The sequence below is a fragment of the Yersinia frederiksenii ATCC 33641 genome (assembly GCF_000754805.1).
In the GTDB taxonomy this organism is placed as follows: Bacteria; Pseudomonadota; Gammaproteobacteria; order Enterobacterales; family Enterobacteriaceae; genus Yersinia; species Yersinia frederiksenii.
This window is the reverse complement of the sequence record NZ_KN150731.1, coordinates 2,539,359-2,553,673: the sequence shown is the minus strand read 5'-3', so window position 1 is coordinate 2,553,673 and position 14,315 is coordinate 2,539,359. Positions and strand designations below refer to the sequence as shown.

Below are 14,315 nucleotides of genomic sequence, written 5' to 3'. Positions count from 1 at the left end.
TCCGGGGCTTATTGATGGCTTATAACTATTTTCATGTTGATGCTTTTGTCGGTGCAGGGCTATCCGGTAACCCAGCCGGGGTCTACTTGCTGAAAAAGCCGCTCCCGACTGCAGAGATGCAAAGTATCGCCGCTGAGATTAATTTGCCAGAAACCAGTTTTGTCTGGGATGAAGGGGATAAATCGGCGATCCGTTGGTTTACACCAGAACGTGAAGTGGATTTATGTGGTCACGGTACTTTGGCGGCGGCGCATGTGATATTCAGTGTGGTTAACCCCGCGTTGCACGATATCTGTTTCCGCAGTGCCAGCGGTGATTTGCATGTTAAGCGTGATGACGATAGTTTTGGCCGATTGTCGCTGGATTTCCCTTCATTGCCTGCTGAACAAATCGCTATTTCAGCTCAGTTAGAAACGCTACTCGGGGTTGCAATCGAGCAGCTCTGGCAAGCAAAGTCCCTGCTGGTAATACTGGCAAATGAACAACAGGTTCAGCAATTACAGCCTGATATTGCCGCACTGATTGCCTACACTGGCCGTGGCGTGATTGTGACCGCTCCGGGTGATCAAGTCGATTTTGTCTCGCGCTACTTTACCCTTGGCAGCAACGAAGATCCGGTGACGGGTTCTGCTCATTGTACCTTGATGCCGTATTGGGTGGCTCGCTTGGGAAGAGCCTCACTGCATGCCCGGCAGATCTCTGCGCGCGGAGGCGAGTTATTCTGCACGTTAGCCGGTGATCGCACCTTGATTGCCGGTGATGCCCGCATATTTTTAAAAGGCGAAATCTCTCTCTAACTTGATGTCGTAGACTATCCATTCAGACTCTTCTTATCACGGAAAGGAATAAAGAATATTTTTTTATTCCTTTTGTCATATTCCTGCTTCAGGTAACACTGTCATCTCAGAGCGCCGGGTGCGCTTAGGGTCGCAACAATAGCGAATGACCGAGTTAAATGAGCGGAGTGAATCATGGCGATAACTTTTTCTTCTACCGCAACCCGCGGTCTCTTACGATCTGCTGGTGCCCTCTTGGCCCTGTCACTGGTGGTGACCAGCGCGCATGCCGTTGATGTGACGGTGGCTTATCAGACGTCCGCTGAGCCGGCAAAAGTGGCTCAGGCGGATAACAGCTTTGCCAAGCTTTCCGGCGCTAAGGTTGATTGGCGCAAGTTTGATAGTGGCTCCAGTGTCGTCAGGGCATTAGCTTCGGGTGATGTGCAGATTGGCAATATTGGCTCTAGCCCACTGGCGGTGGCCGCCAGCCAAAATGTCCCGATTGAAGTTTTCCTGCTGGCTTCGCAGTTAGGTAGCTCAGAAGCGCTGGTGGTCAAAAAAGAGATCAAAACCCCGCAGGATTTGATTGGTAAACGTATTGCCGTGCCTTTTATCTCGACCACCCATTACAGCTTACTGGCGGCCCTGAAACATTGGGGGATCAAGCCAGATCAGCTCACTATCCTCAATTTACAACCCCCAGCTATCGCCGCGGCCTGGCTGCGGGGAGATATTGATGGCGCTTATGTTTGGGCTCCCGCGGTTAATGAATTAGCCAAAACCGGTACGGTTCTGACCGATTCGGCACAAGTGGGTCAATGGGGGGCACCAACGTTGGATGTCTGGGTGGTTCGTAAAGACTTCGCCACAGCGCATCCTGAAGTTGTCACCGCCTTTGCCCGCAGTGCATTGGCCGCTCAAGGGGCTTATTTGGCGCAACCGGAGCAATGGCTCAAAAACGCAGAGCATCTGGGGCAACTGGCGCGTTTAAGTGGTGTTCCTAGCAAACAAGTGCCAGAGCTGGTGAAAGGCAATACTTACCTGCCGGTGGCACAGCAGATAACACAGCTAGGTCAGCCAGTAGACCAGGCTATTCGTGATACTGCTGCGTTCCTGAAAGAGCAAGGCAAAATCCCCCAGGTTGCCAGTGATTATCGCGCTTTCGTCACTGACCGCTTTGTGAAACAAGTTCAGGCAACACCACAGTCCTAGGAGCCATCATGCTAAATGTGCACGGCCTGTGGGCCGAATATCAGGGCAAACCTGCCTTACAGGATGTGTCATTACACATCGCATCCGGACAGTTGGTCGTGGTATTGGGGCCATCAGGCTGTGGCAAAACCACATTATTGAATTTGATTGCTGGGTTTATGGAGCCTTCAGCTGGCAGCATCACTCTGGATGATATTCCGGTTTACGGCCCCAGCGCCGAGCGGGGAGTGGTGTTCCAGCATGAGGGTTTACTGCCGTGGCGCGATGTAGTCAGTAATGTCGAGTTTGGTTTGCAATTGGCTGGGTTAAGCAAGTCGCAGCGGCGCAAAGCCGCGCTAAAAATGCTGCATCGGGTTGGATTAGCCGGGTTTGAACATCACTATATTTGGCAACTCTCTGGCGGGATGCGCCAGCGGGTGGGGATTGCTCGCGCTTTAGCGGTTGACCCACGCTTATTATTGTTGGATGAGCCTTTTGGTGCGCTGGATGCTTTCACACGTGAGCAGATGCAAGAACTGCTGCTGACTATCTGGCGCGATACCGGCAAACAAATCCTGCTGATTACCCACGATATTGAAGAAGCGGTATTTCTGGCCAGTGAACTGTTGTTGCTGTCACCGGGGCCGGGCCAAGTCGTCGAGCGGTTGTCTCTGAATTTTGGTCAGCGCTATACCGAGGGGGAAGCTTGTCGCAGCATCAAATCTGACCCGGAATTTATTGCTCGTCGCGAATATGTGCTGGGCAAAGTCTTCCAACAGCGGGAGGCGATGATATGAGCTTGCACGGTACGTTACGCGACAGCGGGTTGCATCATCAAGCTGGGCTGGATACACCGAATTCAGCACCGACTGACCGCCCAAAAACCTCTCGCCGTTTGCCGGTAGCCAAAGGTTTTTGGCTCAGTATCGCCACCGTGGTTAGTGTCATATTGTTGTGGTGGACAGTCACGGCATTACAGCTTATCAGCCCGCTATTTTTGCCCGCCCCGCAGCAAGTGCTGCATCAGTTGTTGGTGATCGCCAGCCCGCAGGGGTTTATGGATGCTACGCTATGGCAGCATCTGGCCGCCAGTTTAGGGCGGATATTGGTCGCATTATTAGCCGCGGTGGCCCTCGGAGTTCCGACCGGGATTGCCATGGGGCTGAGCAGCACGGTGCGTGGCGTGCTGGACCCGCTTATTGAGATATATCGCCCGGTACCACCTTTGGCTTATTTACCGCTAATGGTTATCTGGTTCGGTATCGGCGAAACCTCAAAAATTTTGCTGATTTATCTGGCGATATTTGCCCCCATTACCCTGGCCGCCGTTGCGGGGGTACGTAGTGTGGCACAGGTTAGGGTCAGAGCCGCTCGCGCATTGGGCGCTAGCCACTGGCAGGTCTTATGGTTTGTGATACTCCCCAGCGCATTACCGGAAATCTTAACGGGTATTCGTATTGGACTGGGTGTCGGTTGGTCGACGCTGGTGGCTGCTGAGTTAATTGCCGCCACGCGAGGATTGGGTTTTATGGTGCAATCGGCTGGCGAGTTTCTCGCCACCGACGTGGTGATTGCCGGGATCAGTGTGATTGCCATTATTGCTTTTGGCATGGAATTAAGTTTGCGGGCGATTCAACGTCGATTAACGCCTTGGTATGGAGCACAACAATGAATGAACGTCTGGTAGTGACACCATTAGGGCCGCATATCGGCGCTCTGGTTGAGAATATTAATATCGCCCGCCCGTTGGGAGACGGCCAGTTTGAGCAGCTTTATCATGCTTTACTCAAGCATCAAGTGCTGTTTTTCCGCAATCAGCCGATCACGCCGATACAGCAGCGCTTGCTGGCTAGCCGGTTTGGCGACTTACATATTCATCCGGTTTATCCGCATACCAAAGAGTGTGAAGAGATTATTGTATTGGATACCCACGATAATAATCCGCCAGATAATGATAACTGGCACACTGATGTGACCTTCATCGAAAATCCTCCATTGGGTGCCATTCTGGCTGCTAAGCAGTTACCCCCCACCGGTGGGGATACCTTATGGAGCAGTGGGATAGCCGCGTATGAAGCACTTTCTGCGCCATTTAAACAGCTCTTGGCAGGGCTACAGGCCGAGCATGATTTCACGCACTCTTTCCCTGAACATAAACATCGTGATACGCCAGAAGAGCATCAGCGCTGGCTATTAGCCAAAGAGAAGAACCCGCCGCTGCTGCATCCGGTCGTGCGCACCCACCCGGTGAGTGGGCGTCAGGCATTGTTCGTCAATGAAGGATTCACCACCAGAATTGTTGATCTGAGTGATAAGGAGAGTGATGCGCTGCTGCATTTTCTCTTTGCTCATACCACCAAACCCGAATTCCAAGTGCGCTGGCGCTGGCAACAAGATGACGTCGCAATTTGGGATAACCGCGTCACCCAGCACTATGCCAATGCTGATTATCTGCCGCAGCGGCGTATTATGCACCGTGCGACTATTTTGGGGGATAGGCCAGTATATCGACCTTAATAGGCTATTTTATTTGTTATCCAGTAGTGTGCGGGCTGCGGTTTCAACAGCATCGACGGTGATGTCTTCAACTTGCGGCCCGGCATGCAATAAAACATGGCGCACTAATGGATACCAGCGCAGATACTTTTCTGGCCGTGACTCAAACAAAGCGACCACGGGTATCTGCAATGCAGAGCTGATATGAACCGGCGCACTGTCGGCTGAAATAACCACATCTAATTGGCTTATTGCAGCAACAAACTCATCGACAGAAGGGGTTAACAAATAGCGCCCTTTCATGGTCGCCAGTTGCTGTTCACTTGGCGGCTCTTTGGGATCATACAACACCACGATATCGGCCCGCTCGCTGAGATTCAGTGCCAACTGTTGCCACTTTGCCCAACTCCAACGTCGCTGTGGGGACTTATTAGAGACGAATAACCCGACACGAGGCCGGATCTTTTCACCTAATTCGGCCTGCCATTTTGCCTGCAATGAGGGTTCGGGATAGATAAACAACTTAAGTTTATTGATATCTACCGACCCCAGTTCGGGCAGCAGTGCAAAGCCGGAGAGTGCCTCATGGCGAATTGGACGGTTGGCAACATGCTCAGGATTGCGGTCATCAAACTCAGTGGCAAGGGTATGCCAGCGGCTATCGACCACATTCAGCTGTTTGGCGAACTGAATGCTATTTTTGTTCATGCCACCGTTCGGAATCACTAGCAGGTCAAAGCGCAAACGTCGCAATTGCCAAATCAGAGCCAGCCGGTCAAAAATAGCCTGAATCCTTCCTGCCTTTTGATTTCGTTCACATTGTTTACTGTAAACATAAGTGTGGACGACACTGACATCAGGGTTACGCGACAGTGCTTCCCGATTGTATTTATTGGCTAATACGTGAATTTCAGCCGCAGGCCAACGCTGTTTCAGTGCATGTAAAAAAGCAGTGGTGCATATCATATCGCCAAGGAAATCAATTCGGATGACCAAAATGCGCTGCATTTATACTTCTTCCCAGAAATAATTTTATGCCTTATTAAACATTAAAACCTTCAGAGCAATAACAAAAATAAGCATTAATTTAGTCTATATTGAGGTAATAAATTTTTTTACTGCATAAAAGCAAGAAAATCAGTGAGCAGTTTGTGCCGTTCTGGCACTCGCTACTCTCCTGCTCCTCAATAAAATTGACGACACGGCTAGTTACTCTGCTTCAAATATCTTGGTGATATTCTCCAACTGCTCTTGTGCGTCTAACCACTGCATTTCGGTCTCTTCCAGCTTGGATTTTACCTGCGTCTGCTGTTGTAGACATTGGGTCAAATCCGTTTTACGGGCAATATCGTATAAGGCAGAGTCAGCCAATTGCTCTTCGATGGCGGTCAGTTCTGCACTGAGTTTATCCATCTGTTTTTCCAGCGCCATAATCTGCTTACGCAGTGGCTGAGTCTGACTACGAAACTCGGCATCACGACGTTTTTGATCTTTACGTTGCTGTGCACTGTTGCCAGATAATTCTTTAGCGGGGTTATCTTGCTGGCTTTGCTGACGCTGCAAATCCACCAAAAACTGTTGATAATCTTCTAGATCACCGTCGAATTGCTCTACTTTGCCATCGTGCACCAGATAAAGATCGTCGGTGGTGGATCGCAATAAATGGCGATCATGGGAAACCACCACCAATGCGCCCTCGAAATCAATTAATGCTTCGGTTAGAGCTTGGCGCATATCAAGGTCAAGGTGGTTGGTCGGTTCATCCAGTAGCAACAGATTAGGTCGCTGCCAGATAATTAGCGCCAGCACCAGACGCGCTTTCTCGCCGCCAGAGAAGCGCGCGGTAGGGTCGGTCACCTGATCTCCCTGAAAACCGTAGCCACCGAGATAATCACGTAGTTGCTGTTCCGGCTCTTTAGGGGCCAGGCGGCTCATATGCTGTAGCGGAGACTCATCGGCCCGTAAGAATTCAAGCTGATGCTGAGCGAAGTAACCCAGCTTAATCCCTTTGGACAGACCGATTTCACCACTTTGTGGCTCTAGAGTCCCTGCCAACAGCTTAATGAGGGTTGATTTACCGGCACCATTGCGGCCTAACAAACCAATACGCGAGCCCGGTACCAGATTGAGTTTGATGGACTCTAAAATCGTGCGGTCGCCATAACCGGCACTGACTTTATCCATCCGTAGCAGTGGATCAGGCAGGCTCTCGGGTGTTCGGAAACTGAAGTGGAATGGGTTATCCACATGAGCGGGGGCAATCAGCTCCATGCGCTCTAGCATTTTAATTCGGCTTTGGGCCTGCTTGGCTTTGGTGGCTTGTGCACGGAAACGGTCAATATAACTTTGCAGATGCGCGACTTTCTCTTGCTGATGTTGATACATCGACTGTTGCTGCGCCAGTTTGGTGGCGCGCTGGCGTTCGAAGGATGAATAGTTACCGGTATATTCATTCAGCGTCTGCTGTTCAATATGTAAAATCTTATCAATAATAGGATCAAGGAAATCGCGGTCATGGGAAATCAACACCAATGTCCCGGAGTAGCTTTTCAGCCACTTCTCCAGCCAGATCACGGCATCCAAATCCAAGTGGTTGGTGGGTTCATCCAGCAGCAGTAAATCGGAGCGACAAATCAACGCCTGCGCCAAATTAAGTCGCATGCGCCAGCCACCAGAAAATGAGCGCACCGGCTGTTGTAATTGATCTTGAGAAAAGCCCAGCCCGTGCAGCAAACTGGCAGCACGCGACTGAATTGTCCAGGCATGGATGGCGTCCAGCTTGCCATGCACCGTCGCAATGGCATGGCCGTCATTCTTCTCGTTGGCGGCCTGAAGTTCGGCCTCCAACTGGCGATATTCGCGGTCACCGTCGATAACATACTCTATCGCCGGTATATCCAGTGCCGGGGTCTCTTGGTTAACCCAAGCCAGTGCCCAGTTACTGGGAAACGTGACATTGCCCCCATCGGCGCTTAATTCGCCTTTGAGCAGCGCCAGCAAAGTGGATTTACCACAACCGTTTTTGCCGACCAGCCCGACCTTCTGGCCAGGATTAATCGTTGCTGTTGCATTGTCCAGCAAGACGCGAGTACCACGTCGGATTTGTAACGAGGAAAAAACAATCATAGAGTGCCGTATGTTTAGAGTATGTTAATAGGGTATATACTCGTCATACTTCAAGCCACAGGGGCGTTGGTTGCGCGTTCTTACCCTAGTCACTGACTCAAGCTCCTGGGGATTCGCACTCTTGCCGCCTACCTGCAACTCGAATTATTTAGAGTAATAGAGTACCCATTTCAGTCTTTTTTAGTCTTTGCGGAGCATGGTAACGGAAAAACCGGACCCTGACGACGCTTTGGAGGGGAATGATGTCGCAGCTGCCGAAGGTTTTGCTGTTGTATGCCCATCCGGAATCACAAGACTCGGTGGCAAACCGGGTTTTACTGCAACCGGTGCAGCAATTAGAACATGTCACTGTGCACGATCTTTATGCACATTATCCGGACTTTTTTATTGATATTCACCATGAGCAGCAATTGCTACGTGAACATCAAGTTATTGTATTTCAACACCCACTTTATACCTACAGTTGCCCAGCCTTGTTGAAAGAATGGCTGGATCGTGTCCTGGCGCGTGGCTTTGCCAATGGCGTCGGTGGACATGCTCTGACGGGGAAATATTGGCGTTCGGTGATTACCACCGGTGAGCCGGAAGGCGCTTATCGGACTGGGGGATATAATCGCTACCCAATGGAAGATATTCTGCGACCTTTTGAATTGACGGCAGCTATGTGCCATATGCATTGGATGAATCCGATGATTATTTACTGGGCGCGGCGCCAAAAGCCGGAAGTCTTAGCCAGTCATGCGCAAGCTTATGCGCAGTGGCTACAGTCACCGCTGCCAACGGGAGGGCACTGATATATGGAAGGCTCGCCTCTACTCACGGCTATTTTATTATTTCTTTTCGCGGCTGTGGTGGCCGTTCCTATTGCTCAACGCCTCGGTATCGGCGCGGTATTGGGCTACCTGATTGCGGGTATTGCCATCGGCCCGTGGGGGCTAGGTTTTATACGTGATGTTGACGAAATCCTCCACTTCTCAGAGCTCGGTGTCGTCTTCCTGATGTTTATCATTGGCTTGGAGTTGAATCCAGCCAAGCTCTGGCAGCTGCGGCGCTCTATCTTTGGTGTGGGGGCCTGTCAGGTGGTGATAACGGCCGCAGTGCTGGGGGCATTACTCTATTTCACCCAATTTGCCTGGCAGGCCGCGCTTATCGGCGGTGTCGGTTTGGCCATGTCTTCCACCGCAATGGCCTTGCAACTGATGCGGGAAAAAGGGATGAACCGCAATGAGGGCGGTCAATTAGGGTTCTCGGTTTTGCTGTTCCAGGACATGGCGGTTATCCCGGCATTAGCACTGATTCCTATCCTGGCTGGTGGGGGCGGGGCGGCCAATGACTGGGTCAAAATTGGTATCAAAGTTGCCGCTTTCGCCGGCATGTTGATTGGTGGCCGCTATCTGTTGCGCCCTCTGTTTCGCTATATCGTGGCCTCTGGCGTGCGGGAAGTGTTCACGGCAGCAGCTTTGCTAGTGGTGTTGGGATCTGCGCTGTTTATGGATGCATTGGGCTTGTCGATGGCATTAGGGACATTCATCGCGGGTATTTTACTGGCTGAAAGTGAATTCCAACACGAGCTGGAAATTGCCATTGAACCCTTTAAAGGGCTACTACTGGGGCTATTTTTCATCTCTGTCGGTATGGCGCTGAACCTTGGTGTGCTCTTCACGCATCTACTGGATGTCTTGTTGGGTGTGGTCGCATTAGTGTTTATCAAAGGCACTGTGCTGTATGGGCTGGCTCGTACATTCGGCTTACGTCGTTCGGTACGCCTACAATTTGCTGGAGTATTGAGTCAGGGCGGTGAATTTGCTTTCGTCTTGTTCTCTGCCGCCTTCTCTCAGCATGTTTTGAATGCCGAACAACTGGCCTTACTGTTGGTCGTGGTAACGCTGTCGATGATGACGACGCCTCTGCTGATGCAGCTTATCGATCGCATTTTGATTCGCCGCTACAACGCGCAAGAAGAGAGTGATGAAAAGCCGTTTGTTGAAGATAATGACCCACAGGTGATTATTGTTGGCTTTGGGCGATTTGGTCAGGTGATTGGCCGTTTACTCATGGCGAACAAAATGCGCATTACTGTGCTGGAGCGCGACGTCAGTGCTGTCAGTGTGATGCGCAAATATGGCTATAAAGTCTATTATGGTGATGCCACCGAGCTGGAACTTTTGCGGGCTGCCGGGGCAGAAAAAGCCAAAGCGATTGTAATTACCTGTAATGAACCAGAAGACACCATGACGTTGGTGCATCTGTGCCAACAGCATTTCCCTAATTTACACATTCTTGCCCGGGCCAGAGGGCGTGTTGAAGCGCATGAATTGCTGCAAAATGGGGTCAAAGATTTTACCCGTGAGACCTTCTCCAGTGCGCTGGAACTGGGGCGGAAAACATTGTTGGAATTGGGTATGCATCCACATCAGGCCTACCGGGCGCAACAACATTTCCGCCGTCTTGATATGCGCATGTTACGTGAATTGGTGCCACAGCATCATGGGGATGTGGCGCAAATTTCCAGAATCAAAGAAGCCCGTCGCGAGCTGGAAGATATTTTCCAACGAGAAATGCTGCATGAAAGTCGGCAATTAGATGGGTGGGATGAATATGAATAATGGCGGAGAAAACGGTAAAATGACGTCAAATAACCAGACGAGAACACGTAAGAGATTTATCGCCGGAGCCGTTTGTCCTCAATGTAAGGCATTGGATACACTAGCGTTATGGCGTGAGGATCAGGTTGAAGTGGTGGAGTGTGTGAAGTGCGGTCACCATCAGCGTCAGACGGATGAACAAGTCAGTCAACATGTTCGCGCCAATGAACAAGTGATCGGTATTTTCCATCCGGAGTAGCGTTATCCTTCGCGATTTTTTATGCTGGAGGGTACAGCGGTGCAGATTTCCGCTACAATCTGTGCCAATTTTTGTTCCAAGGGTAGGAGATATCATGAAAGTAGCAAAAGACTTGGTGGTCAGCCTGGCTTACCAGGTACGTACAGAAGACGGTGTTTTAGTTGATGAGTCTCCGGTGAGCGCGCCGTTGGACTACCTGCACGGACACGGTTCCCTGATCGCTGGTTTGGAAAAAGCGCTCGAAGGCCACGAAGCTGGTGACAGCTTTGATGTGCGTGTAAACGCAGATGAAGGTTACGGCAGCTATGATGAAAATCTGGTGCAGCGTGTACCGAAAGACGTTTTCATGGGTGTTGACGAGCTGGAAGTTGGCATGCGTTTCCTGGCTGATACCGATCAAGGTCCAGTACCAGTAGAAATCACTGCTGTTGAAGATGAGCACGTGGTGGTTGATGGTAACCATATGCTGGCGGGTCAGGATTTGAACTTCCACGTTGAAGTGGTTGCTATCCGTGAAGCAACAGAAGAAGAGCTGCAACATGGTCACGTACATGGTGAGCATGATCATCACCACGAACATGGTGACGGTTGCTGCGGCGGCCATGGCCATGATGAAGGTGAGCACGGTCATGAGCACGGCAAAGGCGGTTGTGGTAAAGGCGGCGGCTGCGGCTGCCACTAAAATCTGACTTGGTGAGTTAACCGGGTTCAGTCAAAAGCCAGCCTTGCGGCTGGCTTTTTGCTATCAGCGCGACGGGATGTTTCTGTCAGCGCCACTTACTGCCAATGTGATGCTAATAGTGCGGAGGCGGTGTTTCATCCGATTCTGCTACCAGCATTGAAGGCTGGGATGCCCGCAGTTTATCGGTCAATAGACGCAGATGCTCCCGCAGTTTACTCATTTCCATCTGATGTTCCGTCACGATCAAATTGAGTTCATCAATCGTCACTTCCTGAAATGCCAGACGACTTTCCAGCATTTCCAGCCGTTGCTCAAACAGGGATTGTTCCATCTTAATTACCTCTCATGACTGCAAATCAGACCTTTAGGCCACTTTCCACCCGATGGTCATAGGGAAATTGGCAAGGGAGGGCAGATTCTACCTGTAAAACCCCGTGATTGCTCTGCGAGGGTCAAGATATCGATAAAACGAAACTTCTTGTAGTAAAAAAAGTCTCAATATCACTTAATAGCATGAGCATAGAGATTGTTTTGTGTTCGCACAGGCAGTTATAGTACAAGTTACACTTATAATCGTTGCTTGGGGTAAGTGTCCTTAAGCCAATGGAGAAATGGATGAAATCACTGTTTAAAGTAACGCTACTGGCTACCACCATGGCGCTGACCCTGAATACCTCTGCGACCTTTGCTGCAGAAACAGCTAAAGCTGCTGATGCGGCAGCAACGACCAATAGCGCATTTAAGAATGATGACCAGCAAGCAGCGTATGCATTAGGTGCTTCATTAGGACGTTACATGGATAACTCCCTAAAAGAGCAAGAAAAGCTGGGTATCAAACTGGATAAAGACCAGTTGATCGCTGGTGTACAAGATGCTTTTGCTAGCAAAAGTAAACTGACTGACGAAGAAATTGAAAAAACCTTGCAAGGTTTTGAAGCACGCGTAAAAGCTTCTGCTCAGGCCAAAATGGAGCAGGACGCTAAAGAAAATGCCGATAAAGGCGCTAAGTATCGTGAAACCTTCGCTAAAGAAAAAGATGTGAAGAAAACCGAGTCTGGCTTGCTATACAAAGTAGAGAAAGCCGGTACCGGTGATGCACCAAAAGACAGCGATACCGTTGTGGTCAACTACAAAGGGACACTGACTGATGGTACTGAGTTTGATAACTCTTACAAACGTGGTGAGCCACTGTCCTTCCGCTTGGACGGTGTTATCCCAGGCTGGACCGAAGGCCTGAAGCAAATTAAGAAAGGCGGCAAGATCACTCTGGTTATCCCGCCAGAGCTGGCTTACGGCAAAACAGGCGTCCCTGGTATCCCTGCTAACTCTACTTTGGTATTCGATGTAGAACTGCTGGATATAAAAGCGGCGCCTAAAGCAGATGCTGCTGAAGAACAGCCTGCTGCCGCTGCGGACGCAAAAGCTAAGAAGTAATTTAGCTTAGTTACCCGGTTATACTGATAACCGCCGCGATATTTGTCGTGGCGGTTTTTTTTGCGGTATATCTATCAATTTACACTTCTGCTCGTTGATAACTTGACGGTTTATGGCTTGTGGGCTTAACGTCAATATCACGCGCAAACGCAAGGATTTTATCTCGGCATTTTTGCTAGACTTAAAATCTAAGATATTGAGTTATTAGTCTGCCAACGATATTGAGACAGGCTTTACGTAGAGGATGGTGTCTTCGATGTCTAATTCGCTTCTCAGTAGCGAAACCAGTGAACTGGATTTACTGGATGAACGTCCGTTCAGTCAGACGGACCATGAAATACTAAAATCATACGAAGCTATCGTTGATGGCTTGGCTATGCTTATTGGCAACCACTGTGAAATTGTCCTGCATTCACTGGAAGACCTAAAAAGCTCTGCGGTAAGAATTGCTAATGGCGAACATACAGGAAGGCAGATTGGTTCACCAATAACCGACTTGGCTCTACGGATGCTGCATGATATGGCGGGTGCCGACAGCAGTGTTTCAAAGGCTTATTTCACGCGTGCCAAAAGCGGAGTGTTGATGAAGTCTGTCACTATCGCTATCCGTAATCGTGATCAGCGGGTGATTGGTCTGCTATGCATTAACATGAATCTGGATGTGCCTTTCTCGCAAATCATTCAGACTTTCATGCCGCCAGAAACACAAGAAGTCCCTTCCTCAGTAAACTTTGCATCATCGGTTGATGACCTGGTGGCTCAGACACTGGAGTTCACCATCGAGGAAGTGAATGCCGACCGCAATGTTTCCAATAATGCGAAGAATCGTCAGGTGGTACTCAATCTTTACGAAAAAGGGATTTTTGATATCAAAGATGCCATTAATCAGGTGGCAGAGCGGCTCAATATCTCTAAACACACGGTTTATCTCTACATTCGCCAGTTTAAAAGCGGTGATCTCGTCGGGCACGATCGTTAATGTCCGAGGTAAATGTCGCGAAATATTGCCTGATGGTTACCGGGCCTGCATATGGCACCCAGCAATCAAGCAGTGCCTATCAGTTTGCGCAAGCCCTTATCCAGGCCGGCCATACTTTAACCAGCGTGTTCTTCTACCGTGAAGGTGTGCTGAATGCCAACCAGCTGACCGCGCCGGCGAATGATGAGTTTGATTTGGTACGGGCATGGCAAAAACTGGCCGCTGAACATGCAGTTACGCTGAATGTTTGTGTGGCAGCAGCATTGCGCCGAGGTGTGACAGACCAGCATGAAGCAAAACAACTCAATCTGGCAGCCGCTAATCTGCAGCCGGGATTTACTCTGAGTGGTTTAGGGTCATTGGCTGAAGCCGCATTGACCTGCGATCGTATGGTGCAATTTTAATGGCCATGAAACGTATTGCTTTTGTTTTCACCCAAGGCCCTCATGGCAACTCAGCAGGCCGAGAAGGACTAGATGCCTTACTGGCGACATCGGCATTGAGTGAAGATTTAGGTGTATTCTTCATTTCTGACGGTGTTTTGCAATTGCTACCCCAGCAGCAACCAGAAAAAATTCTCTCCAGAAACTATATTGCGACTTTCGGTGTCTTACCCCTGTACGATGTCGAGAATTGTTATATCTGCGAAGCATCATTGCAGCAACGTGGATTGAACAAAATGACGGATTGGGTACTTGATGTTGAGGTATTATCTCCGGTAAATTTGCGCCACCAATTGGCAACTTATGATGTTGTGCTGACTTTTTAATGGGATTTAGGTAGCCAT

The 14,315-nt window shown here is 49.9% G+C and carries 16 protein-coding genes; 13 read left to right on the top strand and 3 right to left on the bottom strand.

Annotation, left to right across the window (positions count from 1 at the left end):
- Positions 1–14: 14 nt before the first annotated feature.
- The 5 genes from DJ58_RS10330 to tauD all read left to right on the top strand — a co-directional run bounded on the left by DJ58_RS10330 (position 15) and on the right by tauD (position 4,484).
- On the top strand, positions 15–797 hold the full coding sequence (locus DJ58_RS10330; protein WP_004709284.1) for a PhzF family phenazine biosynthesis protein: 783 nt from the start codon (positions 15–17) through the stop codon (positions 795–797).
- A gap of 174 nt (positions 798–971) precedes the next feature.
- On the top strand, positions 972–1,988 hold the full coding sequence (gene tauA, locus DJ58_RS10335; protein ID WP_032911077.1) for a taurine ABC transporter substrate-binding protein: 1,017 nt from the start codon (positions 972–974) through the stop codon (positions 1,986–1,988).
- Positions 1,989–1,996: 8 nt separating this feature from the next.
- A complete protein-coding gene (gene tauB / locus DJ58_RS10340) occupies positions 1,997–2,764 on the top strand; it encodes a taurine ABC transporter ATP-binding subunit (RefSeq protein WP_004709281.1) in 768 nt (255 codons plus the stop codon).
- A complete protein-coding gene (gene tauC, locus DJ58_RS10345; protein WP_032911076.1) occupies positions 2,761–3,639 on the top strand; it encodes a taurine ABC transporter permease TauC in 879 nt (292 codons plus the stop codon). Before tauB ends, tauC begins: the two co-directional genes overlap by 4 nt.
- A complete protein-coding gene (gene tauD, locus DJ58_RS10350) occupies positions 3,636–4,484 on the top strand; it encodes a taurine dioxygenase (protein ID WP_032911075.1) in 849 nt (282 codons plus the stop codon). Before tauC ends, tauD begins: the two co-directional genes overlap by 4 nt.
- 9 nt (positions 4,485–4,493) lie before the next feature.
- Here the strand turns inward: tauD and DJ58_RS10355 are convergent, their stop codons facing one another.
- Together DJ58_RS10355 and DJ58_RS10360 are read right to left on the bottom strand one after the other, a co-directional pair.
- On the bottom strand, positions 4,494–5,471 hold the full coding sequence (locus DJ58_RS10355; RefSeq protein WP_004709276.1) for a glycosyltransferase family 9 protein: 978 nt from the start codon (positions 5,469–5,471) through the stop codon (positions 4,494–4,496).
- A 201-nt stretch (positions 5,472–5,672) separates the two neighbouring features.
- Entirely contained in the window at positions 5,673–7,589 is a 1,917-nt protein-coding gene (locus DJ58_RS10360; protein WP_004709274.1) for an ABC transporter ATP-binding protein, read from the bottom strand.
- Between the two features lie 242 nt (positions 7,590–7,831).
- Here DJ58_RS10360 and kefG point away from each other — a divergent pair, with 242 nt between their 5' ends.
- The 4 genes from kefG (at position 7,832) to slyD (ending at position 11,115) form a co-directional block, all read left to right on the top strand.
- Positions 7,832–8,383: a glutathione-regulated potassium-efflux system ancillary protein KefG gene (gene kefG, locus DJ58_RS10365; protein WP_032911074.1), complete on the top strand. Its 552-nt coding sequence runs from the start codon at positions 7,832–7,834 to the stop codon at positions 8,381–8,383.
- Between the two features lie 3 nt (positions 8,384–8,386).
- Complete coding sequence (gene kefB, locus DJ58_RS10370; RefSeq protein ID WP_004709270.1) at positions 8,387–10,195, top strand: glutathione-regulated potassium-efflux system protein KefB; 1,809 nt, start codon at positions 8,387–8,389, stop codon at positions 10,193–10,195.
- 19 nt (positions 10,196–10,214) lie between these two features.
- On the top strand, positions 10,215–10,433 hold the full coding sequence (locus DJ58_RS10375) for a YheV family putative zinc ribbon protein (protein WP_032911117.1): 219 nt from the start codon (positions 10,215–10,217) through the stop codon (positions 10,431–10,433).
- Positions 10,434–10,527: 94 nt separating this feature from the next.
- Positions 10,528–11,115 (top strand): peptidylprolyl isomerase, encoded by a 588-nt coding sequence (slyD, locus tag DJ58_RS10380; protein WP_004709267.1) that lies wholly within the window; start codon positions 10,528–10,530, stop codon positions 11,113–11,115.
- Between the two features lie 112 nt (positions 11,116–11,227).
- On the opposite strand, the gene DJ58_RS10385 is transcribed toward slyD, so the two are convergent.
- The gene (locus DJ58_RS10385) at positions 11,228–11,446 is read right to left on the bottom strand and encodes a protein SlyX (protein WP_004709265.1); all 219 of its coding nucleotides are present in this window, start codon (positions 11,444–11,446) and stop codon (positions 11,228–11,230) included.
- A gap of 284 nt (positions 11,447–11,730) precedes the next feature.
- Here DJ58_RS10385 and fkpA point away from each other — a divergent pair, with 284 nt between their 5' ends.
- The 4 genes from fkpA (at position 11,731) to tusC (ending at position 14,297) form a co-directional block, all read left to right on the top strand.
- On the top strand, positions 11,731–12,549 hold the full coding sequence (fkpA, locus tag DJ58_RS10390; RefSeq protein ID WP_032911073.1) for an FKBP-type peptidyl-prolyl cis-trans isomerase: 819 nt from the start codon (positions 11,731–11,733) through the stop codon (positions 12,547–12,549).
- A gap of 256 nt (positions 12,550–12,805) precedes the next feature.
- Complete coding sequence (locus DJ58_RS10395) at positions 12,806–13,528, top strand: helix-turn-helix transcriptional regulator (protein ID WP_004709261.1); 723 nt, start codon at positions 12,806–12,808, stop codon at positions 13,526–13,528.
- Positions 13,528–13,932 carry a sulfurtransferase complex subunit TusD gene (gene tusD, locus DJ58_RS10400; protein WP_032911072.1) on the top strand — a complete coding sequence of 135 codons (405 nt, stop codon included), beginning with the start codon at positions 13,528–13,530 and terminating at the stop codon, positions 13,930–13,932. Before DJ58_RS10395 ends, tusD begins: the two co-directional genes overlap by 1 nt.
- A complete protein-coding gene (gene tusC / locus DJ58_RS10405; protein WP_072186960.1) occupies positions 13,932–14,297 on the top strand; it encodes a sulfurtransferase complex subunit TusC in 366 nt (121 codons plus the stop codon). Before tusD ends, tusC begins: the two co-directional genes overlap by 1 nt.
- Positions 14,298–14,315: the final 18 nt, after the last annotated feature.